The 23,524-nt window shown below is 63.2% G+C and carries 20 protein-coding genes; 10 read left to right on the top strand and 10 right to left on the bottom strand.

Features of this window, described 5'->3' with window-relative positions:
- Positions 1 to 59 precede the first annotated feature (59 nt).
- The gene (ggt, locus tag JV551A3_RS21735) at positions 60 to 1,727 is read left to right on the top strand and encodes a gamma-glutamyltransferase (RefSeq protein WP_133979115.1); all 1,668 of its coding nucleotides are present in this window, start codon (positions 60 to 62) and stop codon (positions 1,725 to 1,727) included.
- 133 nt (positions 1,728 to 1,860) lie between these two features.
- On the opposite strand, the gene JV551A3_RS21740 is transcribed toward ggt, so the two are convergent.
- Positions 1,861 to 3,780: a HAMP domain-containing methyl-accepting chemotaxis protein gene (locus JV551A3_RS21740; RefSeq protein ID WP_133975441.1), complete on the bottom strand. Its 1,920-nt coding sequence runs from the start codon at positions 3,778 to 3,780 to the stop codon at positions 1,861 to 1,863.
- Positions 3,781 to 4,077: 297 nt separating this feature from the next.
- Positions 4,078 to 4,965, bottom strand: a complete 888-nt coding sequence (gene ypfJ / locus JV551A3_RS21745; RefSeq protein WP_133975439.1) for a KPN_02809 family neutral zinc metallopeptidase — start codon at positions 4,963 to 4,965, stop codon at positions 4,078 to 4,080.
- A gap of 224 nt (positions 4,966 to 5,189) precedes the next feature.
- On the opposite strand from ypfJ, the gene pcaH reads away from it, so the two are divergent.
- Both pcaH and pcaG read left to right on the top strand, forming a co-directional pair.
- Positions 5,190 to 5,909 (top strand): protocatechuate 3,4-dioxygenase subunit beta, encoded by a 720-nt coding sequence (gene pcaH / locus JV551A3_RS21750; protein ID WP_003251597.1) that lies wholly within the window; start codon positions 5,190 to 5,192, stop codon positions 5,907 to 5,909.
- Between the two features lie 10 nt (positions 5,910 to 5,919).
- Positions 5,920 to 6,525 carry a protocatechuate 3,4-dioxygenase subunit alpha gene (pcaG, locus tag JV551A3_RS21755; RefSeq protein ID WP_133975437.1) on the top strand — a complete coding sequence of 202 codons (606 nt, stop codon included), beginning with the start codon at positions 5,920 to 5,922 and terminating at the stop codon, positions 6,523 to 6,525.
- A gap of 125 nt (positions 6,526 to 6,650) precedes the next feature.
- Here the strand turns inward: pcaG and trmA are convergent, their stop codons facing one another.
- The 3 genes from trmA to JV551A3_RS21770 all read right to left on the bottom strand — a co-directional run bounded on the left by trmA (position 6,651) and on the right by JV551A3_RS21770 (position 10,530).
- Positions 6,651 to 7,736 carry a tRNA (uridine(54)-C5)-methyltransferase TrmA gene (gene trmA / locus JV551A3_RS21760; RefSeq protein ID WP_133975435.1) on the bottom strand — a complete coding sequence of 362 codons (1,086 nt, stop codon included), beginning with the start codon at positions 7,734 to 7,736 and terminating at the stop codon, positions 6,651 to 6,653.
- The gene (locus tag JV551A3_RS21765; RefSeq protein WP_133975433.1) at positions 7,733 to 9,028 is read right to left on the bottom strand and encodes an NCS2 family permease; all 1,296 of its coding nucleotides are present in this window, start codon (positions 9,026 to 9,028) and stop codon (positions 7,733 to 7,735) included. Before JV551A3_RS21765 ends, trmA begins: the two co-directional genes overlap by 4 nt.
- 281 nt (positions 9,029 to 9,309) lie before the next feature.
- Positions 9,310 to 10,530: an MFS transporter gene (locus JV551A3_RS21770; RefSeq protein ID WP_133975431.1), complete on the bottom strand. Its 1,221-nt coding sequence runs from the start codon at positions 10,528 to 10,530 to the stop codon at positions 9,310 to 9,312.
- 344 nt (positions 10,531 to 10,874) lie between these two features.
- On the opposite strand from JV551A3_RS21770, the gene JV551A3_RS21775 reads away from it, so the two are divergent.
- The 3 genes from JV551A3_RS21775 to JV551A3_RS21785 are packed head-to-tail and all read left to right on the top strand — an operon-like array spanning position 10,875 to position 13,487.
- A complete protein-coding gene (locus JV551A3_RS21775; protein WP_133975429.1) occupies positions 10,875 to 12,311 on the top strand; it encodes a cytochrome ubiquinol oxidase subunit I in 1,437 nt (478 codons plus the stop codon).
- Positions 12,312 to 12,314: 3 nt separating this feature from the next.
- Positions 12,315 to 13,322: a cytochrome d ubiquinol oxidase subunit II gene (cydB, locus tag JV551A3_RS21780; RefSeq protein WP_112250132.1), complete on the top strand. Its 1,008-nt coding sequence runs from the start codon at positions 12,315 to 12,317 to the stop codon at positions 13,320 to 13,322.
- Positions 13,323 to 13,331: 9 nt separating this feature from the next.
- Entirely contained in the window at positions 13,332 to 13,487 is a 156-nt protein-coding gene (locus JV551A3_RS21785) for a DUF2474 domain-containing protein (RefSeq protein WP_043197828.1), read from the top strand.
- Between the two features lie 132 nt (positions 13,488 to 13,619).
- Here the strand turns inward: JV551A3_RS21785 and JV551A3_RS21790 are convergent, their stop codons facing one another.
- Both JV551A3_RS21790 and JV551A3_RS21795 read right to left on the bottom strand, forming a co-directional pair.
- Positions 13,620 to 14,744, bottom strand: a complete 1,125-nt coding sequence (locus tag JV551A3_RS21790) for a methyltransferase (RefSeq protein WP_133975427.1) — start codon at positions 14,742 to 14,744, stop codon at positions 13,620 to 13,622.
- 97 nt (positions 14,745 to 14,841) lie between these two features.
- On the bottom strand, positions 14,842 to 15,549 hold the full coding sequence (locus JV551A3_RS21795) for an autoinducer binding domain-containing protein (RefSeq protein ID WP_133975425.1): 708 nt from the start codon (positions 15,547 to 15,549) through the stop codon (positions 14,842 to 14,844).
- A 211-nt stretch (positions 15,550 to 15,760) separates the two neighbouring features.
- On the opposite strand from JV551A3_RS21795, the gene JV551A3_RS21800 reads away from it, so the two are divergent.
- Complete coding sequence (locus JV551A3_RS21800; RefSeq protein ID WP_133975423.1) at positions 15,761 to 16,537, top strand: ferredoxin--NADP reductase; 777 nt, start codon at positions 15,761 to 15,763, stop codon at positions 16,535 to 16,537.
- Between the two features lie 136 nt (positions 16,538 to 16,673).
- Here JV551A3_RS21800 and mscL read toward each other — a convergent pair whose 3' ends face one another.
- Complete coding sequence (gene mscL, locus JV551A3_RS21805; RefSeq protein ID WP_027595230.1) at positions 16,674 to 17,093, bottom strand: large-conductance mechanosensitive channel protein MscL; 420 nt, start codon at positions 17,091 to 17,093, stop codon at positions 16,674 to 16,676.
- A 174-nt stretch (positions 17,094 to 17,267) separates the two neighbouring features.
- On the opposite strand from mscL, the gene radA reads away from it, so the two are divergent.
- On the top strand, positions 17,268 to 18,638 hold the full coding sequence (radA, locus tag JV551A3_RS21810; protein WP_003251626.1) for a DNA repair protein RadA: 1,371 nt from the start codon (positions 17,268 to 17,270) through the stop codon (positions 18,636 to 18,638).
- Positions 18,639 to 18,815: 177 nt separating this feature from the next.
- Here the strand turns inward: radA and JV551A3_RS21815 are convergent, their stop codons facing one another.
- Both JV551A3_RS21815 and JV551A3_RS21820 read right to left on the bottom strand, forming a co-directional pair.
- Positions 18,816 to 20,333, bottom strand: a complete 1,518-nt coding sequence (locus JV551A3_RS21815; protein WP_133975421.1) for a nucleobase:cation symporter-2 family protein — start codon at positions 20,331 to 20,333, stop codon at positions 18,816 to 18,818.
- Between the two features lie 260 nt (positions 20,334 to 20,593).
- Positions 20,594 to 20,959 (bottom strand): PilZ domain-containing protein, encoded by a 366-nt coding sequence (locus JV551A3_RS21820; protein WP_133975419.1) that lies wholly within the window; start codon positions 20,957 to 20,959, stop codon positions 20,594 to 20,596.
- 178 nt (positions 20,960 to 21,137) lie between these two features.
- Here JV551A3_RS21820 and JV551A3_RS21825 point away from each other — a divergent pair, with 178 nt between their 5' ends.
- Entirely contained in the window at positions 21,138 to 23,204 is a 2,067-nt protein-coding gene (locus JV551A3_RS21825; RefSeq protein ID WP_112250144.1) for a carbon starvation CstA family protein, read from the top strand.
- A gap of 13 nt (positions 23,205 to 23,217) precedes the next feature.
- Entirely contained in the window at positions 23,218 to 23,415 is a 198-nt protein-coding gene (locus tag JV551A3_RS21830) for a YbdD/YjiX family protein (RefSeq protein ID WP_016713459.1), read from the top strand.
- Positions 23,416 to 23,524: the final 109 nt, after the last annotated feature.

The following is a 23,524-nucleotide window of genomic DNA, read 5'->3' on the forward strand; positions in this document are numbered from 1 at the left end:
ACAGTCGAAGCGCTTCGGCCTTACTGACTGCTCAACAAAAACAACACCAAGGAAGTGTCATGCGTATTGCTCCGTTCCAGTACCTGGCTCTCGCAGCCGCGATCCTGAGCTGTTCCTCGGTTCATGCCGCCAACCTTGAGGGCGGCGCAGTAGCCGCCCCCGATCAATATGGTGCACAGGTGGCCGCCGACATCCTCAAGAAAGGCGGCAACGCGGTGGATGCGGCAGTGGCCACGGCTTTCACCCTGGCGGTGACCTATCCCGAGGCTGGCAACATCGGCGGTGGCGGGTTCATGACCCTGTTCGTCGACGGCAAACCCTACTTCCTCGACTACCGCGAAGTCGCGCCCAAGGCCGCCACGCGCAACATGTACCTGGACGAAAAGGGTGAGGTCATCGAAAACCTCAGCCTGGTCGGGGCACGCGCTGCTGGCGTACCGGGCACGGTGATGGGGTTGTGGGAGGCGCACCAGAAGTTCGGCAAGCTGCCCTGGAGCGAACTGCTGACCCCGGCCATCGGCTATGCGAAAAACGGCTTCAAGGTGGCGGCAAAGCAGTACCAGTACCGCAACGATGCCCAGGGCATGTTCAAGACCGCGACCAATTTCAACGACTACTTCGGCAACATGAAGGTCGGCGAGCTGTTCAAGCAACCGGAAATGGCCCAGACCCTGGAGCGCATCGCCGACAAGGGCGTGAGCGAGTTCTACCAGGGCAAGACCGCCGACCTGCTGGTGGCGCAGATGCAGGCCGACAAGGGCCTGATCACCAAACAGGATCTCAAGGACTACCAGGCCGTATGGCGTGAGCCGATGGCCGTGAGCTGGCGTGGCAACGTGGTCTATACCGCGCCACCGCCAAGCTCCGGTGGTGTCGCCCTGGCCCAGTTGCTGGGCATCAAGGAAAACCGCGCGGCGGACTTCAAGGGTGTGGCGCACAACTCGGCGCAGTACATACACCTGTTGGCCGAGATCGAGAAGCGCGTGTTCGCCGACCGCGCCGACTACCTTGGCGACCCGGGCTTCACCAAGGTGCCGGTGGATCAGCTGGTGGCCAAGGACTATCTGGCCAAGCGCGCCGCGCAGGTCAACCCGAAGGCCATTTCCGATACAGACAAGGTCAAGCCGGGCCTGGAACCGCACCAGACCACGCACTTCTCGATCGTCGACAAGCAGGGCAATGCGGTCAGCAACACCTACACCCTCAACCTCGACTACGGCAGTGGCGTGGTGGTAAAAGGCGCCGGCTTCCTGCTCAACGACGAGATGGACGATTTCAGCGCCAAGCCGGGGGCGGCGAACGCCTTTGGTGTGGTTGGCGGCGATGCCAATGCCATCGCCCCGGGCAAGCGCATGCTGTCATCCATGAGCCCCAGCCTGATGACCCGCGATGGCAAGGTCGAGCTGGTCATCGGTACCCCGGGCGGTTCGCGAATCTTCACCTCGATCTTCCAGGTGATGAACAACCTGTACGATTACGGCATGCCGCTGGACAAGGCAGTGGCGGCGCAGCGCGTGCACCATCAGTTGCTGCCCAAGGACACCATCTACTTCGACAGCTATGCGCCGCTGACCGGGCCGGTGGCTGATGAGCTGAAGAAGATGGGCTATGTGCTGGAGGACCAGGGTTGGGAGATGGGCGATATCCAGGCGATCCGGGTTGATGGGACGAAGCTGGAGACCGCTTCGGATCCGCGTGGGCGCGGGGTAGGGATGGTCATCAAGTAAGCGGTCGTCAGTGCCGGCCCTATCGCCGGCAAGCCAGCTCCCACAGGTACGGCGCAGCCCCCGAGGCCTGTGCTATCCCTGTGGGAGCCTGGCTTGCCGGCGATGGGCCGCAAAGCGGCCCCAGATTCCAGGATCAGACGCGGAACTGGCTGACCAACGTCTGCAATTGCCCGCCAAGGCGTGCCAGCTCCACGCTGGACGCCGCCGTCTCGTCACTGGCTGCCGCCGTCTGCTCTGACACGTCGCGCACATTCAGGATGCTGCGGCTGATCTCTTCCGCCACCGCACTCTGCTGCTCCGCCGCCGCGGCAATCTGCTGGTTCATCGACTGGATGCTAGACACCGTGCTGGTGATGCTCTCCAGCGAAGCCCCAGCCTTGCGCGCCAATTCGACGCTGCTGTCGGTCAGGCTACGGCTGCCCTGCATGGCGTTCGCAACTTGCTGGGTGCCATGCTGCAGGCTGGCGATCAGCTCTTCGATTTCCTCGGTGGATTTCTGTGTGCGCTGGGCCAGGCCGCGCACTTCGTCGGCAACCACCGCAAAACCACGGCCGGCCTCGCCGGCACGCGCTGCCTCGATTGCTGCGTTCAGCGCCAGCAAGTTGGTCTGTTCGGCCACCGACTTGATCACGTCCATCACGCTGCCGATCTTCTGGCTTTCCTGCTGCAGCAGGTTCATGGCTTCGGTGGAGCGGTGCATGTCCTCGGCCAGGCGCTCGATCTGGCCAATTGCTTCGCCCACCACGCGGTCGCCGGCACGGGCTTCGTCATCGGCGCCGGTGGCGGCATGCGAGGCCTGTTCGGCATTGCGCGCCACTTCCTGAACGGTAGCGGCCATTTCGTGCATGGCGGTGGCCACCTGGTCGGTCTCGACCTTCTGGTTGTTGGCGCCGGCGCTGGTCTGCTCGGTCACCGCCGAAAGTTCCTCGGCAGCGCTGGCGATCTGGGTGACGCCATCGCGGATGCCGCTGATCAGCTCGCGCAACGTGGTGCCCATGCGGGCGATGCCTTGTTGCAGCACGCCCAGTTCGTCGCGGCGGGTGACGCGCAGGTGCTGGGTGAGGTCGCCGCTGGCGATCTTTTCCACTGCCACCATGGTGTCGCGCAGCGGGCGAGTGATCTGCCGGGTGATCAGCACTGCCGCCAGCACGCCGACCAGCAGCGCCAGCAGCGTGGCGATGGCCTGCAGGCTGCGGGCCTGGGTGCTCTCGATGTCGCGGCGCTGCAGCTGGATCTGGTACAGCGCGTCGCTGCGCTTGACGATGTCGGCACCTTGTACGGTCATTTCGGCGCGCGCAGTGGTGATGTTGGCGACAGCATCGCGGAACTGGCGCACGGCGTCACGGTAGGCCAGTACCGAGCCTTCGAATTGTTGCAGGCGTGTGTCTTCGGCCGGCAGCTGGCGCTTGAGGTTGTCGATCTCAGCCAGCGCAGCGTCCAGCTGGCGCAGGGCGGCCTGTTCGTTGGCGGCACTGTTTTCGGCAATGTAGCCGCGCACATCGATGCGTACCTGCAGCAGTTGCTGGCGGGCCTTGCTGATCAGTTGGTACTGGGCCAGGCGCACGCTGTCGGCTTCGGGGCGTGCCATGACTTCCTGGCTGAGGGCGTCCATGGCCTGGTCGGCACGGCTGGCCGAGCCGTCCATGGCCGTGCGCGCGGTGCGGGTGGCGTCGTAGCCCTGGCGCATCTTGTTCAGCGACACCTTGTAGGCGCTGATGGTCTCGCCCAGTTCACCCAGCAGCTTGATGTTTTCCGGGCTCTTGAAGGTGCTGGCCAGGTAGGCCTGCTGTTTGCTGAAGGCGTCCAGCTTGGTCTGGGTGTTGGCGGCGGCGGCATCGTCGCCGTTGGCGATCATGTACTGCAGGCGCGCAATGCGCAGGTCGGTCAGGTCCTTGTTGAGCTGGCCAATATCACCCATCCAGTTGCTGCGGTCGATCAGGCTGCCCAGGCTGGTCCAGCCGGTCAGGGCCAGCAGGCCGGTGAGGATCAGCACCAGGCCGAAGCCCAGGCCGAGTTTGAGGTTGACGCTGATGTTGGCGAACCAGCTGTTCATGCACGCTCTCCAGAAGTTGTTTTCGCTCGCTTGATCTCCGATCGCCAGGCGTTGTTGTTCTGGATGCCCGCTGATTCGTGCAGGGGTTATCGGCAGTAATGGAGGAAGCTGAAACGCTTTTTCAGCAAAAAAGCAGAATTGAGGGAGCAAGTGCCTTGCTCAGAATCTAAAAGCTAGCGCAGTCCTTGTGGGAGCGGGCGTGCCCGCGAACACCGGCGGAGCCGGTGCCATCCACCGCGCTGGATTCTTCGCGGGCATGCCCGCTCCCACAGGGATTGCGTCGGCTGTGGCGGCTATTTAAAGGTTGCGCGCGCTGAAGGTATCGCAGCGGTTCACCTCACCCTCGGCAAACCCGGCCTTGAACCAGCGCACCCGCTGCGCCGAGGTGCCGTGGGTGAACGAGTCTGGTACCACGCGCCCGCGACCTTGCTGCTGCAGGCGGTCATCGCCAATGGCATTGGCCGCGTTCAGCGCCTCTTCGACGTCGCCCGGCTCCAGCCAGTTCAAGCGCTTTTGCGCCTGGTAGGCCCATACACCGGCCAGGCAGTCGGCCTGCAGCTCCTGGCGCACCAGCAGGCCATTGTCACCTTCCATGCGCTGGCCACTGCGGCGCGCTGCATCGACCTTGGCCGACACGCCCAGCAGGGTTTGCACGTGATGGCCGATTTCGTGGGCGATCACGTAGGCCTGGGCAAAGTCGCCGGCGGCGGCGAAGCGGGTTTCCATTTCGCGGAAGAACGACATGTCCAGGTAGACCCGCTGGTCTGCCGGGCAGTAGAACGGCCCTACTGCCGCCGAGGCAAAGCCACAGGCCGAATTGACCTGGCCGCTGAACAGCACCAGCTTGGGGTCGCGGTACTGCTTGCCGCCCTCGGCGAACAGGGCTTTCCAGGTGTCCTCGGTGTCGCCCAGGATCGAGGCGACGAATTCGGCCTGCTGGTCGTTGGCCGGCGGGGCCTTGCCGCCCACACTTGCGGGCGCCTGCTGCTGTTGTTGCTCCATCTGGCCGGCGAGCTGGCCAAGAATCTGCAACGGGTCCTGGCCGGTGAGCCAGCCGATGCCGACAATCAGCAGTACCGCACCAAGCCCCAGCCCTTTGCCACCGCCGAAACGCATGCCGCCGCCACCACCTTCGCCTCGGGCATCGACCACATTGTCGCTGCGTCGGCCTTTTCGCCAATCCATGAATGCTCTCCGAAGCGTGAAACAAGAAGACAAAGATTAGTCCACGAAGGCGGCAAGTGTCAGGCCGAGGTGTTTATACATAACCAGATGGTTATGTTCGCTGTGACTGAATTCAATATTCATTGCGGGTTACCTGCCTGAAACTGCATATGGGAGCGGGCTCGCCCGCGACAGGGTTTCAAGACCCCCCTCGCATTTCCATAATTCCAAGAGAGGAAACCGGCATGCCCGCCCAGGACAACAGCCGCTTCGTGATCCGTGATCGCAACTGGCACCCTAAAGCCCTTACGCCTGATTACAAGACGTCCATTGCCCGCTCGCCACGCCAGGCACTGGTCAGCATCCCGCAGTCGATCAGCGAAACCACTGGTCCGGACTTTTCCCACCTGGGCTTCGGCGCCCATGACCATGACTTGCTGCTGAACTTCAACAACGGCGGCTTGCCGATCGGCGAGCGCATCATCGTCGCCGGCCGTGTGGTAGACCAGTACGGCAAGCCTGTGCCGAACACCCTGGTGGAAATGTGGCAGGCCAACGCCGGCGGCCGCTACCGTCACAAGAATGACCGCTACCTGGCACCGCTGGACCCGAATTTCGGTGGCGTCGGCCGCTGCCTGACCGACCGTGATGGTTACTACAGCTTCCGCACCATCAAGCCGGGCCCGTACCCATGGCGCAACGGCCCGAACGACTGGCGCCCGGCGCACATCCACTTCGCCATCAGCGGTCCGTCGATCGCCACCAAGCTGATCACCCAGCTGTACTTCGAGGGTGACCCGCTGATCCCAATGTGCCCGATCGTCAAGTCGATCGCCAACCCGCAAGCCGTACAGCAGTTGATCGCCAAGCTCGACATGAGCAACGCCAACCCGATGGACTGCCTGGCCTACCGCTTCGACATCGTGCTGCGCGGCCAGCGCAAGACCCACTTCGAAAACTGCTGAGGACCCCGCCATGCCAATCGAACTGCTGCCGGAAACCCCTTCGCAAACTGCCGGCCCCTACGTGCACATCGGCCTGGCCCTGGAAGCGGCCGGCAACCCGACCCGCGACCAGGAGATCTGGAACCGCCTGGCCAAGCCGGACGCGGCGGGCGAGCACATTCTGCTGATCGGCCAGGTGTATGACGGTAACGGCCACCTGGTGCGCGATTCGTTCCTGGAAGTGTGGCAAGCCGATGCCAACGGCGAGTACCAGGACGCCTACAACCTGGAAAACGCCTTCAACAGCTTCGGCCGCACCGCTACCACCTTCGATGCCGGTGAATGGACCCTGCACACGGTCAAGCCGGGTGTGGTGAACAACGCAGCGGGCGTACCGATGGCGCCGCACATCAACATCAGCCTGTTCGCCCGGGGGATCAACATCCACCTGCACACGCGGCTGTATTTCGATGACGAGGCCGAGGCCAATGCCAAGTGCCCGGTGCTCAACCTGATCGAGCAGCCGCAGCGGCGCGAGACCCTGGTGGCCAAGCGTTGCGAGGTGGACGGGAAGACGGCGTATCGCTTCGATATCCGTATTCAGGGGGAAGGGGAGACGGTGTTCTTCGACTTCTGAGTTGGATCTCGGGGCCGCTTTGCGGCCCATCGCGACACAAGGCCGCTCCTACAGGGAATCGCGTCCTTCTGTAGGAGCGGCCTTGTGTCGCGATGGGCTGCAAAGCAGCCCCGGCGATCTGAAGGTCAGCGCCGAACCAGCAGAACCCCACTCTCCATATGGTGGGTATACGGAAACTGGTCAAACAACGCACATCGCTCGATGCGGTGAGTGTCCTGCAATTGGGCAATGTTCGCTGCCAGCGTCTCCGGGTTGCACGAGATGTACAGGATCCGCTCGAAACGCCGGGTCAACTCGCAGGTATCCGGGTCCATCCCCGCGCGCGGCGGGTCGACGAACACCGTACCGAACTCGTAGCTCTTCAGGTCGATGCCTTCCAGCCGGCGGAACGGCCGCACCTCATTCAGCGCCTGGGTAAGCTCTTCTGCCGACAGGCGCACCAGCCGCACGTTATCCACAGCGTTCTCGTCGAGGTTGCTCAGCGCGGCATTGACCGAGGTCTTGCTGATTTCCGTGGCCAGCACCTGGCGCACCCGAGTGGCCAGCGGCAGGGTGAAGTTGCCGTTACCGCAATACAACTCCAGCAGGTCGTCGTCACGCTCGCCAATCGCCTCGAAGGCCCAGCTCAGCATCTTCTGGTTCACCGCGCCGTTGGGCTGGGTGAACGCGCCTTCTGGTTGGCGGTAGCTGAACACACGGCCAGCGACTTCGAGTTTTTCCAGCGCATAGTCACGGCCGATGACCAGGCGTTTGCCCTTGGAGCGGCCGATGATGCTCACGCCCAGCTCTTCGGCCAGCTGCCGTGCGGCCGTTTCCCAGGCCTCGTCCAGCGGGCGGTGGTAGCACAGGGTGATCATGGCATCGCCGGCCAGGGTGGTCAGGAACTCCACCTGGAACAGGCGGTTGCCCAGCGCCTCGCTGGCCTGCCAGGCCGCCTTGAGGCGGGGCATCAATGCATTGATGCGCTGGCTGGCGATGGGGAAGTCGTCGATCAGGATCGCCTTGTGCTTCTCGCCCGGGGCGAACATGGCGTAGTGGCGCTGGCCATCCTCGCGCCACAGGCGGAACTCGGCGCGCAGGCGGTAATGCTCGCGCGGCGAGTCGAAAACAGCCGGCTCCGGCGCGCCGAACGGTGCCAGCAGCTCGCGCAACCGGGCCACCTTGGCGTCCAGCTGCGTGGTGTAGGAGGAGGGGTCGAAAGCAGCACTCATGCGTTGAACCAGCCCAGCTTGATGACGAACAGGATGGAAAGGATCACCAGGGCCGGGTTCAGGTCGCGGTGGCGGCCGGAGATCAGCTTGACGGCGGTCCAGGAAATGAAACCGAAGGCGATGCCGTTGGCGATCGAGTAGGTCAGCGGCATGGCCAGGGCGGTCACTACCACCGGTGCGGCTTCTGTGACGTCGTCCCAGTTTATTTCTGCCAGGCCCGAGGCCATCAGCACCGCGACGAACAGCAGCGCCGGGGCGGTGGCGAAGGCCGGCACGCTGCCGGCCAGCGGGGCGAAGAACAGCGCCAGCAGGAACAGCACGGCGACCACGATGGCGGTCAGGCCGGTGCGGCCACCGGCGCTCACGCCGGCGGCGGATTCGATATAGCTGGTGGTGGTCGAGGTACCCAGCAGGGAGCCGGCCATGGCTGCGGTACTGTCAGCGATCAGGGCACGACCCATCTTCGGCATGTGGCCGTCCTTGCCCATCAGCCCGGCACGCTTGGCCACGCCGATCAGGGTGCCGGAGTTGTCGAACAGGTCGACGAACAGGAAGGCGAAGATCACGCTGACCAGGCCTACGTCCAGCGCGCCGGCGATGTCCAGCTGCAGGAAGGTCGGGGCCAGCGATGGCGGCATCGAGACCACGCCGCCGAAGGGTGTCACGCCCATCAGGATCGAGGCGATGGTCACGACGAGAATGCCGATCAGCACGGCGCCGCGCACCTTCAGCGACTCGAGGCCGACGATCAGGAAGAAGCCCAGGGTGGCGAGGATCGGTGCTGGCTGCTTGAGGTCGCCCAGGCCCACCAGGGTGGCCGGGTTATCGACGACGATGCCCGCGTTATGCAGCGCAATCAGCGCCAGGAACAGACCGATACCCGCGGCAATGGCCGAACGCAGCGGCAGCGGGATGCTGTTCACGATCCATTCACGGATGCGGAAGATCGACAGCAGGAAGAACATCACCGCCGACAGGAACACCGCGCCCAGCGCCACCTGCCAGGTGTGGCCCATGTGCAGGACCACGGTGTAGGTGAAGAACGCGTTCAGGCCCATGCCCGGCGCCAGGGCGATCGGGTAGTTGGCGATCAGGCCCATGGTCACCGAGCCGATGGCTGCGGCCAGGCAGGTGGCGACGAAGATCGCGCCCTTGTCCATGCCGGTCTCGCCGAGGATGCTCGGGTTGACGAACAGGATATAGGCCATGGCCAGGAAGGTGGTGACGCCCGCGAGAATCTCGGTGCGCACATTGGTGTTGTGTGCTTTTAGTTGAAACAGCCTTTCCAGCATGCCCGCTCCCCAAGGCGCCCCCGGCGCCATGAATGTATCGACCCCATCAGCAAAGCACAGACCGTACCGGTTGCCGTGGTTTTGTGTGGGGAGGAAAAAAGCCGCGCATCATACCAGCATGCTTGGCGGGGGCCTATGGCCGTTGGGGAATGGGTTCTGCATGGCCTGTTCTGGCCCCTTCGCGGGCTTGCCCGCTCCCACAGGGACACCACAGGGCCTGAGGGCGGCGCGGTCCTTGTGGGAGCGGGCAAGCCCGCGAAAGGGCCAGAAAAGGCGAGCGATCAACCATTATGCAACCGATCCCGCCTGGCCAGTGTCGGGAACAGTTTTATCCACACCCCAGTCACCAGCAAAGTGCCCACCCCACCCAGCACCACCGCCGGCACTGTACCAAACCAGTGCGCGGTCACCCCCGATTCGAACTCGCCGAGCTGGTTCGAGGCACCAATGAACAAGCCGTTCACTGCACTCACCCGCCCGCGCATTTCATCCGGCGTCTCCAGCTGCACAAAAGCTCCGCGAATGACCATGCTGATCATGTCCGCCGCGCCCAGCACCACCAGCACTGCCAGCGAAAACCAGAACGAGGTCGACAGGCCGAAGGCGATGGTCGCCACGCCGAATACGCCCACCGCGGTGAACATGGTCCGCCCTACGTTGCGTTCGAACGGGAAGCGCGCCAGCCACAGCGACATCAGCAACGCCCCCACCGCTGGTGCCGAGCGCAGCAGGCCCAGGCCCAGCGGGCCGGTGAGCAGGATGTCCTTGGCGAACACCGGCAGCAGCGCGGTGGCCCCGCCCAGCAGTACGGCGAACAAGTCCAGCGAGATGGCGCCGAGGATGTCGGGCCGGCTGCGGATGAAGCGGATGCCGGCCAGTAGCGACTCAATGCTGGCGCGTCCGCGCTGGGCCACCTGGCCGCGCGCCTGCAGGCTCAGGGTCAGCACGCAGGCGATGGCGTACAGGGCCACGGTAGGGCCGTATACCCAGATGCTGCCGAAGGCATACAGGAAACCGCCCACCGCCGGCGCCACGATGGTTGCTGCCTGGGTAGCCGAGGCCGAAGCCGCCACCGCGCGCGGGAACAGCCCGGCCGGTACCACGTTGGGCAGCAGCGCCTGGGTCGCCGGCATTTCGAATGAACGCGTGGCACCGAGCAGGAAGGCGAGGGCGAAGATCAGCTCGCGGGTGACGTTGTCGGTGGCACTGCCCAACGCCAGTGCCAGGGCTATCAGTCCCTGCAGGCTCTGGCACAGCGCAGCGACCTTGCGCCGATCATAGCGGTCGGCGACATGCCCGGTGTGCAGCATGAACAGCACCCGTGGGGCGAACTCGACCAGGCCGACCAGGCCCAGATCCAGCACATTGCCGGTCAACTGGTAGAGGTGCCAGCCGATAGCCACGGTGAGCATCTGGAAGCCGCTGGCAGTAAACACGCGGGCCAGCCAGAAGGCCAGGAAAGGGCGGTGGTGACGCAACAACTGCGGTGCGGAATCGGACATCGGAAACCAGGGGCCTCGGCGCAGTAGAGGGGGACGCAGCGTATCATCTGTTTGTAACAAACAGTTACTGTTTGCCGAGATCGGCACTTTTTCACGCGCTGTGAAAGGGGGTGGGGCAACCGGTCACGCGGCAATCAACCACACGGCCCGGCGGCCCATTCAGGACTATGCTTCCTAGCAATCGTTGATCTGGATCAATCGTTCCAGATGTAACGATCGGGCCCTTGGGCTGAAATCCCTGCGATCGAACAGAACAATTCCAACGCGCCGCACTCGACTACCGTGGGGGCAGTGGGCGATTGGGCCAGCGGCCCGGACGCCGGATTATCTGAAGAGGAAGCACCATGTTCGGAATAGAGGCCTTAGAGCTCGCCCGAATGCAGTTTGCCTTTACCGTATCGTTCCATATCCTGTTCCCGGCCATCACCATTGGCCTGGCGAGCTACCTGGCAGTCCTCGAAGGCCTCTGGCTGCGGACCAACAACCAGGTCTACCGTGACCTTTATCACTTCTGGTCGAAAATCTTCGCCGTCAACTTCGGCATGGGCGTGGTTTCCGGCCTGGTGATGGCCTACCAGTTCGGTACCAACTGGAGCCGCTTCTCCGACTTTGCCGGGGCCATTACCGGCCCGTTGCTCACTTACGAGGTGCTGACCGCATTCTTCCTCGAGGCTGGCTTCCTGGGGGTCATGCTGTTTGGCTGGAACCGCGTCGGTCGAGGCCTGCACTTCTTCTCCACGGTGATGGTGGCACTCGGCACCCTGGTCTCGACCTTCTGGATCCTCGCCTCCAACAGTTGGATGCAAACCCCGCAAGGCCACGAGATCATCGATGGCCGGGTGGTGCCAGTGGACTGGTTTGCGGTGGTGTTCAACCCCTCCTTCCCCTACCGCCTGATGCACATGGCCACTGCCGCGTTCGTTGCCACCGCGTTCTTCGTCGGTGCCTCGGCGGCCTGGCACCTGCTGCGCGGGCGTGACAACCCGGCGGTACGCAAGATGCTGTCGATGGCCATGTGGATGGCGCTGATCGTCGCCCCGATCCAGGCGGTGATCGGTGACTTCCATGGCCTCAACACCCTCAAGCACCAACCGGTGAAAATCGCCGCGATCGAAGGCCACTGGGAGAACGTGCCCGGCGAGCCGACCCCGCTGATCTTGTTCGGCATCCCCGACATGCAGGCCGAAACCACCCGCTTCAAGCTCGAGATCCCGGCCCTCGGCAGCCTGATCCTGACCCACAGCCTGGACAAGCAGGTGCCGGCGATGAAGGAGTTCCCGCCCGAAGACCGGCCCAACTCGACCATCGTCTTCTGGTCGTTCCGGATCATGGTCGGGCTGGGCTTCCTGATGATCTTCGTCGGCCTGTGGAGCCTCTGGCTGCGCAAGCGCGGCACGCTCTACACCTCGCGGCCATTCCTGCACCTGGCCTTGTGGATGGGACCTTCCGGGTTGATCGCGTTGCTGGCCGGCTGGTTTACCACTGAAATCGGCCGTCAGCCCTGGGTGGTGTATGGCCTGATGCGTACGGCGGACGGCGTGTCCAACCACAGTTACGCCCAGCTCGGCTTCACCCTTGTGGCTTTCGTGGTGGTGTATTTCGCCCTGTTCGGCACCGGCCTTGGCTACATGATGCGCCTGGTGCGCAAAGGCCCGCAGACCGGTGAGGGTGACGAGCACAACCCGGGTGGCCCTGGCACCAAACGCACGCCGGCGCGGCCGCTGTCCGCCGCCGATGATGGCCATGAGGCCAATTCCGCCAGCCTGAGCAAGGAACACTGAGCCATGGGTATCGACCTTTCGCTGATCTGGGCCGTGATCATCATCTTCGGCGTCATGATGTACGTGGTGATGGATGGCTTCGACCTGGGCATCGGCATGCTCTTCCCGTTCGTCAAGGGCGAGCGGGACCGCGATGTAATGATGAACACCGTCGCCCCCGTATGGGACGGTAACGAAACCTGGCTGGTGCTAGGCGGTGCGGGGCTGTTCGGGGCATTCCCGATGGCCTACTCGGTAGTGCTGGAGGCGCTGTACCTGCCGTTGATCCTGATGCTGATCGGCCTGATCTTCCGCGGCGTGGCCTTCGAGTTTCGTTTCAAGGCCACCGCCGACAAGCGCCATATCTGGGACAAGGCGTTCATCGGGGGCTCGCTGGTTGCCACTTTCTTCCAGGGCGTGGCGCTGGGTGCTTTCCTCGAAGGCTTCAAGGTGGTCGACCGGCATTTCGCCGGTGGCACCCTTGACTGGCTGACCCCGTTCAGCCTGTTCTGCGGGCTGGGACTGATCGTTGCCTACACGCTGCTGGGCTGCACCTGGCTGATCATGAAGACCGAAGGGCCGCTGCAGCAGAAGATGCACGACATCGCCCGGCCGCTGGCGCTGGTGCTATTGGTGGTGATCGGCATCGTCAGCCTGTGGACACCGATCGCCTACCCGCAGATCGCCGACCGCTGGTTCAGCATGCCTAACCTGGTCTGGTTCATGCCCGTGCCGATCCTGGTGCTGGTAACCTTCTACGGGTTGCTCAAGGCGGTGGCGCGCAATGCGCACTACACGCCGTTCCTGTTGACGCTGGTGCTGATCTTCCTTGGCTACAGCGGCCTGGGCATCAGCCTGTGGCCGAACATCATCCCGCCGTCGATTTCGATCTGGGATGCCGCGGCGCCACCGCAGAGCCAGGGCTTCATGCTGGTGGGCACACTGTTCATCCTGCCGTTCATCCTCATGTATACCTTCTGGAGCTACTACGTGTTCCGCGGCAAGGTGACCCATGAAGACGGCTATCACTAGGAGGGCAGCATGATGACCGGCAAGCATGGTTTTGAAGAGAAGAAACCTTTGTGGCAGCGGCTGGGCTGGCTGCTGCTCATCTGGGCGATGAGCGTGGCGGCCCTGGGCGTGGCGGCCTGGGTGATGCGCCTGTTCATGGGGGCCGCCGGCCTGACCACCCATTGAACCCAATGGGGGCGCTTTGCGCCCCTTTCGCGACACAAGGCCGCTCCTACAGGGACCGCGATCACTCAGATTGTCGCGTCTCCCTGTTGGAGCGGCCTTGTGTCGCGATGGGCTGCGAAGCAGCCCCAGGGCCTATTTACGGGCTTTCAGGATAACGAACTTGGGCGTAGCCGCGACCTGCTCCACCCCGCGGAACAAACGCGCCAGCTTGCTGTGGTAGCCCAGATGCCGGTTACCCACGATATACAAAGCCCCACCCACCACCAACGCCTCACGCGCCTGCTGGAACATGCGCCAAGCCAGGAAATCGCCCACCACCTGCTGCTGGTGGAACGGCGGGTTGCAAAGCACCACATCCAGCGACTGCTTCTCTACCCCGGCCAACCCATCGGCTGCTTCGAACACCGCCGGGCGCTCGCCCAGCGCGGCCTGCCAGTTCTCCCGCGCCGATTGCACCGCCATGTACGACTCGTCAACCAAGGTGTATTGAGCATCCGGGTTGACCAGGGCGCTGGCTATCGCCAGCACGCCATTGCCGCAGCCCAGGTCCGCTACCCGCGCACGGCCCAGTTCGCGGGGCAGGTGCGGCAGGAACGCCCGCGTGCCGATATCCAGCCCCTCACGGCAGAACACGTTGGCGTGGTTGAGCAGTTCCAGCGCAGGCGCATCGAGGCGGTAGCGGCTAGGGTAGGGCGAGCGGGCAACCGGCCGTTCGGCCACCGTCGCAGTCAGCAAGCGGGCCTTTTTCTGCGCCAGTGAGGCCTGCACCGGGCCGATGTACTTCTCCATCAGATCACCGGCCGCTCGTGGCAGGTGCTTGATCATCGCCCCGGCAATCACCTGCGCACCAGGCGCCAGGTGGCCCTGCAGGCGGATCAGTTGTTCTTCGAGCAGGGCCAGGGTCTTGGGCACGCGCACCAGTACCCGATCGAACGGGCCTTGCCAGTGTTCGCTGGCCGGCACGAACGGCACGCTGTCGAACGGCAGGCCATTGCGTGCCAGGTTCTTTTCCAGGGCCAGGTGCGCCAGGTGCGAATCGCCACTGCTGACCACCTGCAGCTTGCCTGCCAGGCTGGCGGCCAGGGCGCCGAAGCTGTCATTGAGCACCAGCACCCGGCAGTTGGCCTCGGGGGCCTGTTCGTGCAACTGCGCTAGCAGGTACTCGTCGGCGGCATCGAAAGCCTGCAGCGGGTCGTTGGCCTGTTCCGGCTGGCGGATCAGGTCGAGTTCGGCGTATGGGGTGGTCAACAGGGGCATGGCGTCTGGCTCGGGTACGAAACTGCCCGTTGCGGTTCGCACCGGGCTTTGCCGGGGCGATTCTACAGGGCTTTGCCCAAGGTCGCAGGTTTGAAGCTCAGATCCAGCCACGCATGGCGGCGATGGCGATGGCACCGGCCTTGTTGGCGGCGTTGGTCTTGGTGATGACACTGCGGATATGGAAGTTCACCGTGCTTTGCGACAGCGACAGTATGCAGGCCACGTCGTTGGCAGTCTTGCCGGCGGCCGACCATTTCAGCACTTCCAGCTCCCGCTCGCTTATTTTTGGTTGCGGCGGGCACAGTGCCTTGAGGTGGTGTTCGCCAAGTACCGCATGCAGGGTTTGGCACAACCAATGCACATTGCCCGCCTTGCTGTAGAGTTCGAGCTTGTCGATGGCCCCGGCGGGCCTGGCCACGCTGATCTGGCTTTCGTTGTGCTGGTGGTCATGCAAAGACTGAGTCCAGCCATGACGCAGACCGTTCCGGCAGGCCGCTTCACGAAACTGCGGGGCCTCGCGATACAGGTCGTCGGTCCACAGCACCGGCATGGTCGAGCTATGGCTCACATTGGCGGCCGGGTCCTGCTTGTAGAACTCTTCGCGCTGGTAGCGCTCGATCCACTTGTGGGGGTAATTGCTGTACAGGAACAGGCGGGGTGTTTGCGTCGCGATCTGGATGCGAATGTTCAGCCCCAGGTACTCCATGCCCATGTCCTGTGCCAGGTGTACGGCGATGTCGAACAACCTCTGTGGGCAGCGTTCGTTGGCGAACGCGAGAAGATGCTCGGGTTTCCAATTAAGCATCTGAAATGCTCCTTGCCTCGGGATCCAGTCCGTTTGGGTGCCCGCATCAGTGTAGGAAAAGACTTGCCGAATCGCTGAGATTTTTTTGTTATAGGGGTCAGGATTCGCTACGACTTCGGCAGGATCGCCGTAGATGAGGCCCTACAAAGCAGTGGTTTTTATCCGCGCCACTTTGCGCGACACTGTGCGCACGCCAAACTTGGAGCCCGATATGACCGCTAGCGCCGAAAAGTTCACCCGCCAGACCCTGCTCGATGTTCAGCCGCTCACGCCGAACCTCTTCAGCCTGCGGGTTACGCGCGATGCGGGGTTCCGCTTCCGTTCCGGCCAGTTCGCCCGCCTGGGTGTGACCAAGGCCGATGGCAGCGTGGTGTGGCGCGCCTATTCCATGGTCAGCGCGCCCCATGACGAGCACCTCGATTTCTTCTCGATCGTGGTGCCAGGAGGGGAGTTCACCAGCGAGCTGAGCCGGCTGGGGGCAGGCGATACCCTGCTGATCGACCGCCAGGCCTTCGGCTTCCTGACTCTCGACCGCTTCGTTGGAGGCCGCGACCTGTGGTTGCTGGCGACCGGTACTGGCATTGCGCCGTTCATGTCGATCCTGCAGGACTTCGAGGCCTGGGTGCGTTTCGACAACATCAAGCTGGTCTATTCGGTGCGCGAAGCGAAAGAGCTGGCCTATGTGGATGAGATCGCCGGGCTGGAACAGCGTGATTACCTGGCCGAATTCGCCGGCAAGTTGCAGTTCATTCCGGTGGTGACTCGTGAACAGCACCCAGGTGCGTTGAACCAGCGTATTACCACGCTGATCGAGAATGGCGGGCTGGAGGAGGCGGCGGGGTTGCAACTGTCGCCGGAGCACTCGCGGGTGATGCTGTGTGGCAACCCGGAGATGATTGATGAAACGCGCAAGGTACTGAAGGCGCGCGACCTGCAGTTGAGCCTGAGCAAGCGGCCGGGGCAGGTGGCTGTGGAAAACTACTGGTAAGGCCGTTGGGGCCGCTTTGCGGCCCATCGCGACACAAGGCCGCTCCTACAGGGGAGCGCGACTTCCTGGGAGATGCAAAAGCCTTGTAGGAGCGGCCTTGTGTCGCGATAGGGCTGCAAGGCAGCCCCCGGCAATCTCAGGGCAAGCGGTTCTGGTTCTGCGTCTTGAGCAAATCGCGAATCTCGGTCAGCAAGGTCTCTTCAGCCGAAGGCACTGGCGGCGCAGACGGCGCCACGGCTTCTTCGCGCTTCAAGCGGTTGATCGCCTTGACCCCCATGAAGATGGCAAAGGCCACGATCACGAAGTCGATCACGGTCTGGATGAACTTGCCATACGCCAGCACCACCGCCGGAATGTCACCTTCGGCAGCCTTCAGGGTAATTGCCAGGTCGCTGAAGTCCACGCCACCGATCAACAGGCCCAGTGGCGGCATGACCACGTCACCGACGAAAGACGAGACGATCTTGCCGAAGGCCGCGCCAATGATGATACCAACCGCCATGTCGACGACATTGCCTTTGACCGCGAAGGCCTTGAACTCACTGATCATGCCCATGTTTGGTTCCTTGTAACAAAAGGTAAGGTTTACGCAGTGTAAGCCACTCAAACGCTTCATGCGTTGTGCTCAGGGCCACAGACTGCGGTTAGAACGAATAGTTTTGTCGCATCCCAAGGCGTTCGAGACACATCCAGCTCGGCTATCATGGCGGTTTTTCCTGGAGACCCAGCCATGGCCAAGGCCAAGCGCTTGTATGGCTGCACCGAGTGCGGTGCGACCTTCCCCAAATGGGCCGGCCAGTGTGGCGAATGCGGGGCCTGGAACACCCTGGTCGAGACCATGATCGAAAGCGGCGGTGCCGCTGCGCCCAGTAGCGGCCGTGCCGGCTGGACCGGCCAGCAGGCGCAGATCAAGACCCTGGCCGAAGTCAGCGTCGAGGAAATCCCGCGCTTCACCACAAGCAGCACCGAACTGGACCGGGTGCTGGGCGGTGGCCTGGTGGATGGCTCGGTGGTGTTGATCGGTGGTGACCCTGGCATCGGCAAGTCGACCATCCTGCTGCAGACCTTGTGCAACATTGCCGTGGGCATGCCGGCGCTGTATGTCACCGGCGAGGAGTCGCAGCAGCAGGTGGCCATGCGCTCCCGGCGCCTGGGCCTGCCCCAGGACCAGCTCAAGGTGATGACCGAAACCTGTATCGAGACCATCATCGCCACGGCCCGTGTCGAGAAACCGCGAGTCATGGTAATCGACTCGATCCAGACCATTTTCACCGAGCAACTGCAATCGGCACCCGGCGGCGTGGCACAGGTGCGCGAAAGCACGGCGTTGCTGGTGCGCTACGCCAAGCAGAGCGGCACGGCGATCTTCCTGGTCGGCCATGTGACCAAGGAAGGCTCGCTCGCCGGCCCGCGGGTACTCGAGCACATGGTCGATACCGTGCTGTATTTCGAAGGCGAGTCCGATGGTCGCCTGCGTCTGCTGCGGGCGGTGAAGAACCGTTTTGGCGCGGTCAACGAGCTGGGTGTGTTCGGCATGACCGACCGTGGCCTGAAGGAGGTGTCCAACCCCTCGGCAATCTTCCTCAACCGCACCCAGGAGGAAGTACCGGGCAGCGTGGTGATGGCGACCTGGGAGGGCACCCGGCCGATGCTGGTAGAGGTGCAGGCGCTGGTCGACGACAGCCACCTGGCCAACCCGCGCCGGGTGACCCTGGGCCTGGACCAGAACCGTCTGGCCATGTTGCTGGCAGTGCTGCACCGCCACGGTGGTATTCCCACCCATGACCAGGACGTGTTCCTGAACGTGGTGGGCGGGGTGAAGGTGCTGGAAACCGCCTCGGACCTGGCATTGCTGGCGGCGGTGATGTCCAGCCTGCGCAACCGGCCCCTGGCCCATGGCCTGCTGGTGTTTGGCGAGATCGGCCTGTCTGGCGAGGTGCGGCCGGTGCCCAGTGGCCAGGAGCGTTTGAAGGAGGCCGCCAAGCATGGTTTCAAGCGGGCTATCGTGCCCAAGGGCAATGCGCCCAAAGAGGCCCCGGCAGGGTTGCAGGTGATTGCCGTTACCCGGCTGGAGCAGGCGCTGGATGCATTGTTCGAGTAATTTTTAGCCTGTACTGGCCCTATCGCCGGCAAGCCAGCTCCCACAGGTACTGTGCAAGACTTCAAACCTGTGGAATTCCTGTGGGAGCTGGCTTGCCGGCGATAGGGCCCTGACAGGTAAATGAAAAAGGGGGCCGACGATGCGCGTCGGCCCCCCACCTCACCGCTCAGTCAGCAGTCAATGTTCGGCAACCGGCGTGCGCCTGACCGTCTCATTGCCATGCTCATCCAGCTCCAGCATCGGCACTTCATTACCCTCGGCATCGAACAGCTTGCCATCCTTGAAGTAGTCGCCATCACGCAGCGCTGAAATGTCCGAGTACTGGATGGTGCGCTCGTACGCGGCGGCAAATACCGACTGCTGGTCCGAGTTGCCGGCGGTGAAGTGGTTGAAGATCAGGTTCAGCAGGATGGCCATGATCGCCGCCGAGCTGATGCCCGAATGGAAGATGGTCTCGAACCAGTTCGGGAAGTGGTGGTAGAAGGTCGGTGCGGCAATCGGGATCATGCCGAAGCCCAGCGAGGCAGCGACGATGATCAGGTTGACGTTGTTCTTGTAGCTGACCTTGGACAGGGTGCGGATACCGCTGGCCGCCACGGTGCCGAACAGCACGATGCCCGCGCCACCCAGTACCGGAGTAGGGACAGCGGCAATCACCCGGCCCATGATCGGCAGCAGGCCGAGCACCACCAGGATCACGCCACCGGTGGCCACCACGTAGCGGCTCTTGACCCCGGTCACGGCTACCAGGCCGACGTTCTGGGCGAACGCGCTCTGGGTGAACGAGCCGAAGATCGGCGCCAGGATGCTCGATGCCATGTCGGCGCGCAGCCCGTTGCCCAGGCGCTTGGAGTCGACCTTGGTATCGATGATCTCACCCACGGCGAGGATGTCCGCCGAGGTTTCCACCAGCGTCACCATGATCACGATGCACATCGAAAGGATCGCGGCGATGTGGAATTCCGGCATGCCGAAATGGAACGGCGTAGGGAAGGCGAACATCGGGCCCTCGGTGACCTTGCTGAAGTCGGCCATGCCCAGCGCCCAGGCGATCAGGGTGCCGACCACCATGGCCAGCAGGATCGACAGCCGCGAGATCGCCGCGCTGCCCAGCTTGCTCAGCAACAGCACGATGGCGAAGGTCAGGGCTGCCAGGCCGATGTTGGCCACGCTGCCGAATTCCGGCGAGGCGCTGTTACCACCCATCACCCAGCGAGCGGCCACGGGCATCAGGGTCAGGCCGATGGTGGTGATGACGATGCCGGTTACCAGCGGTGGGAAGAACTTGGTGATGCGCGAGAACACCGGAGTGATCAGAAAGCCGATAAGCGACGCTGCCATGACCGCGCCGAGCACGCCCGGCAAGCCACCGCCGCCCTCGCTGCTGAGGATTGCACCCATGGTTGCCACACCGGCGAACGAAACGCCCTGCACCAGCGGCAACTGGCAGCCGAAGAACGGCAGGCCAAGGGTTTGCAGCAGGGTGGCCAAGCCACCGGCAAACAGCGACGCGGCGATCAGCATGCCGATTTCGGCGCCGTTCAGGCCCGCGGCCTGCCCCAGGATCAGGGGTACCGCGACGATCCCCCCGTACATGGTCAGCACATGCTGCAGACCATAGGCCAGGTTGGCACCAAGGCCGAGGTTTTCATCCTCGGGGCGCTTGGTGGGAGACGTGCTAGGGGACGTAGTCATGGAGCAGGCTCTCTGTTTATTGTTGTGGCGCTACTGTAGACACTTCCTACAAATGATTGCCACTAAAATTGTATACAATATTTTGATTGGAGCGCGCACAAGAGCGTCCGCAAGGTGTGCGGAGACCCAATGCAGAAGGCGTACCAACTCGACAGAGGCTGTGCTAGAGGGGTGTGTACAAAGCGCCGCTACCCAGGCTTAAAGCTGTCTGGGTAGACAAGAAACACAAGGTGGGGAAGCCATTAGCTAGCTAAGAGATTTCATTCTTCGATGAGTTCGCGCAGCTCACGCATCATTTCGGTGCTGTCGGCGAGGTTCAATTCCACAAGACGGTGCAAATGACTCATCGAATCGACGTCTATATACAGGCAGATAAAGCCCAGGCGGGTAGCTTCTTCATGGCGCAACTCCACCTGCATTTGCACGCGCACATCGCGGTCGAGATGGATGATCGCATCGAAGTCTTGGGTCAGATCGGCGTCCCACGGCTCGGGGCGATTGACCAGAAGGCCTTTTAACGACAGATCCAGAAGCTTTACCGGCCAGCGGCGGTCGCCCTGGCGCAGCTCGGTGGGGGCATCGAAATCGATGCGCTGGAAACGGCGGCGTTCGTCGTGATGGCTCATGGGGTAGATCCTCGCATGGGTCTTCAGGTGACATCCTGACTATAGTTAGAGTGGTATGTACATCAGGTACCGCAATCTGGCTGCAGAGGCTCTAGACCAAAGCAAGTATGGCAATGCGCGATGACTCGCCCTAGACTCGGTGGGCGGTCTTTTCCAATCCACCAGCTGGAAGCAAACCATGAACAACAATAATAGCCTGCTACGCCACATTCCGTGGCTGGCGCTGGCAGTCCTAGGAGCCTGCGCGCTGGGTGTGGTTGCCCTGCGTCGCGGCGAGGCGATCAATGCCTTGTGGATCGTGGTCGCGGCAGTGGCCCTCTACCTGGTCGCCTATCGCTACTACAGCCTGTTCATCGCCACCAAGGTGATGCAACTCGATCCGCGCCGTGCCACCCCGGCGGTGCTCAACAACGACGGCCTGGACTACGTCCCGACCAACAAACACATTCTCTTCGGCCACCACTTCGCTGCCATTGCTGGCGCAGGGCCCTTGGTCGGCCCGGTACTCGCCGCGCAGATGGGCTACCTGCCCGGTACGCTGTGGCTTATCGCCGGCGTGGTGCTGGCCGGTGCGGTGCAGGACTTCATGGTCCTGTTCCTGTCCACCCGCCGCAACGGCCGCTCGCTGGGCGACATGGTGCGCGAGGAGATGGGCCGCATACCGGGTACCATCGCCCTGTTCGGCTGCTTCCTGATCATGATCATCATCCTTGCGGTGCTGGCGTTGATCGTGGTCAAGGCCCTGGCCGAAAGCCCCTGGGGCATGTTCACGGTGATGGCGACCATCCCGATCGCGATGTTCATGGGCATCTACATGCGCTACATCCGCCCGGGCCATATCGGTGAGATTTCGGTCATCGGCGTGGTGCTGCTGCTGGCTTCGATCTGGCTGGGGGGCCAGATCGCTGCAGATCCGACCTGGGGCCCGGCGTTCACCTTCACCGGCGTGCAGATCACCTGGATGCTGGTGGGCTATGGCTTCGTCGCTGCGGTACTGCCGGTATGGCTGGTACTGGCGCCACGTGACTACCTCTCGACCTTCCTCAAGATCGGCACCATCGTCGGCTTGGCCATCGGTATCCTGATCATTGCCCCCGAGCTGAAGATGCCGGCGCTGACCCAGTTCACGGACGGCACCGGCCCGGTGTGGAAGGGCACCCTGTTCCCGTTCCTGTTCATCACCATCGCCTGTGGCGCGGTGTCGGGCTTCCACGCGCTGATCTCCTCGGGGACCACGCCGAAGCTGCTGGACAACGAAACCAACGCCCGCTACATCGGCTACGGCGGCATGCTGATGGAATCGTTCGTTGCCATCATGGCCATGGTCGCCGCCTCGGTGATCGAACCAGGCGTGTACTTCGCCATGAACAGCCCGGCCGCTGTGGTCGGTGCCGATGTGGCGTCGGTGGCGCAAACGGTCAGCAGCTGGGGCTTCCTGATCACCCCTGAGCAGCTCGAGGCTACCGCCCGCGACATTGGCGAGCACACCATCCTGGCCCGTGCCGGTGGTGCACCGACCCTTGCGGTGGGTATTGCGCAGATCCTGCACCAGGTACTGCCGGGTGAAAACACCATGGCCTTCTGGTACCACTTTGCGATCCTGTTCGAGGCCCTGTTCATCCTCACCGCGGTGGACGCTGGTACCCGTGCCGGGCGCTTCATGCTGCAGGATCTGCTGGGCAGCTTCGTGCCGGCGCTCAAGCGCACCGAATCGTGGACTGCCAACCTGATCGGTACTGCCGGCTGCGTGGCGCTGTGGGGCTACCTGCTGTACCAGGGCGTGATCGACCCGCTGGGTGGCATCAACACCCTGTGGCCGCTGTTCGGCATCTCCAACCAGATGCTGGCCGGTATCGCGCTGATGCTCGGCACCGTGGTGCTGATCAAGATGAAGCGCCAGCGCTACGTCTGGGTCACCCTGCTGCCGGCTGTGTGGCTGCTGATCTGCACCACCACCGCAGGCCTGATCAAGCTGTTCGACCCGAACCCGGCAGTCGGCTTCCTGGCCTTGGCCAAGAAGTACAGCACTGCGCTGGACGCCGGCCAGGTACTGGCCCCGGCCAAGGACATCGGGCAGATGCAGCACGTGATCTTCAACGCCTACACCAACGCCGGCCTGACCGTGCTGTTCCTGGTGGTGGTGTTCAGCGTGCTGTTCTTCGCTGTCAAGGTCGGCTTCGCCGCCCTCGGCCGCAAGGAGCGCACCGACAAGGAAACCCCGTTCCAGGCTCTGCCTGACGCTTGAGAGGACTGCTGCGATGTTCAACGACCTGGGTCGACTGGGTAAGTACCTGGGGCAGGCAGCCCGCCTGATGGTCGGCATGCCCGACTACGACAACTATGTCGAGCACATGCAGAAGACGCACCCGGACAAGCCGGTCATGACGTACGAGGAGTTCTTCCGCGAACGGCAGGAAGCTCGATACGGTGGCAAGTCCGGGCCCAAGTGCTGCTAAGTCCAGGCTAGCGCGGTACTGTGTAGGAGCGGCCTTGTGTCGCGATCGGGCCGCAACGCGGCCCCGGCATTGTTGGCTGCGAAGCTGAAAATCCGGGGCCGCGTTGCGG

The sequence above is a fragment of the Pseudomonas inefficax genome (genome assembly GCF_900277125.1).
Classification (GTDB): Bacteria; Pseudomonadota; Gammaproteobacteria; order Pseudomonadales; family Pseudomonadaceae; genus Aquipseudomonas; species Aquipseudomonas inefficax.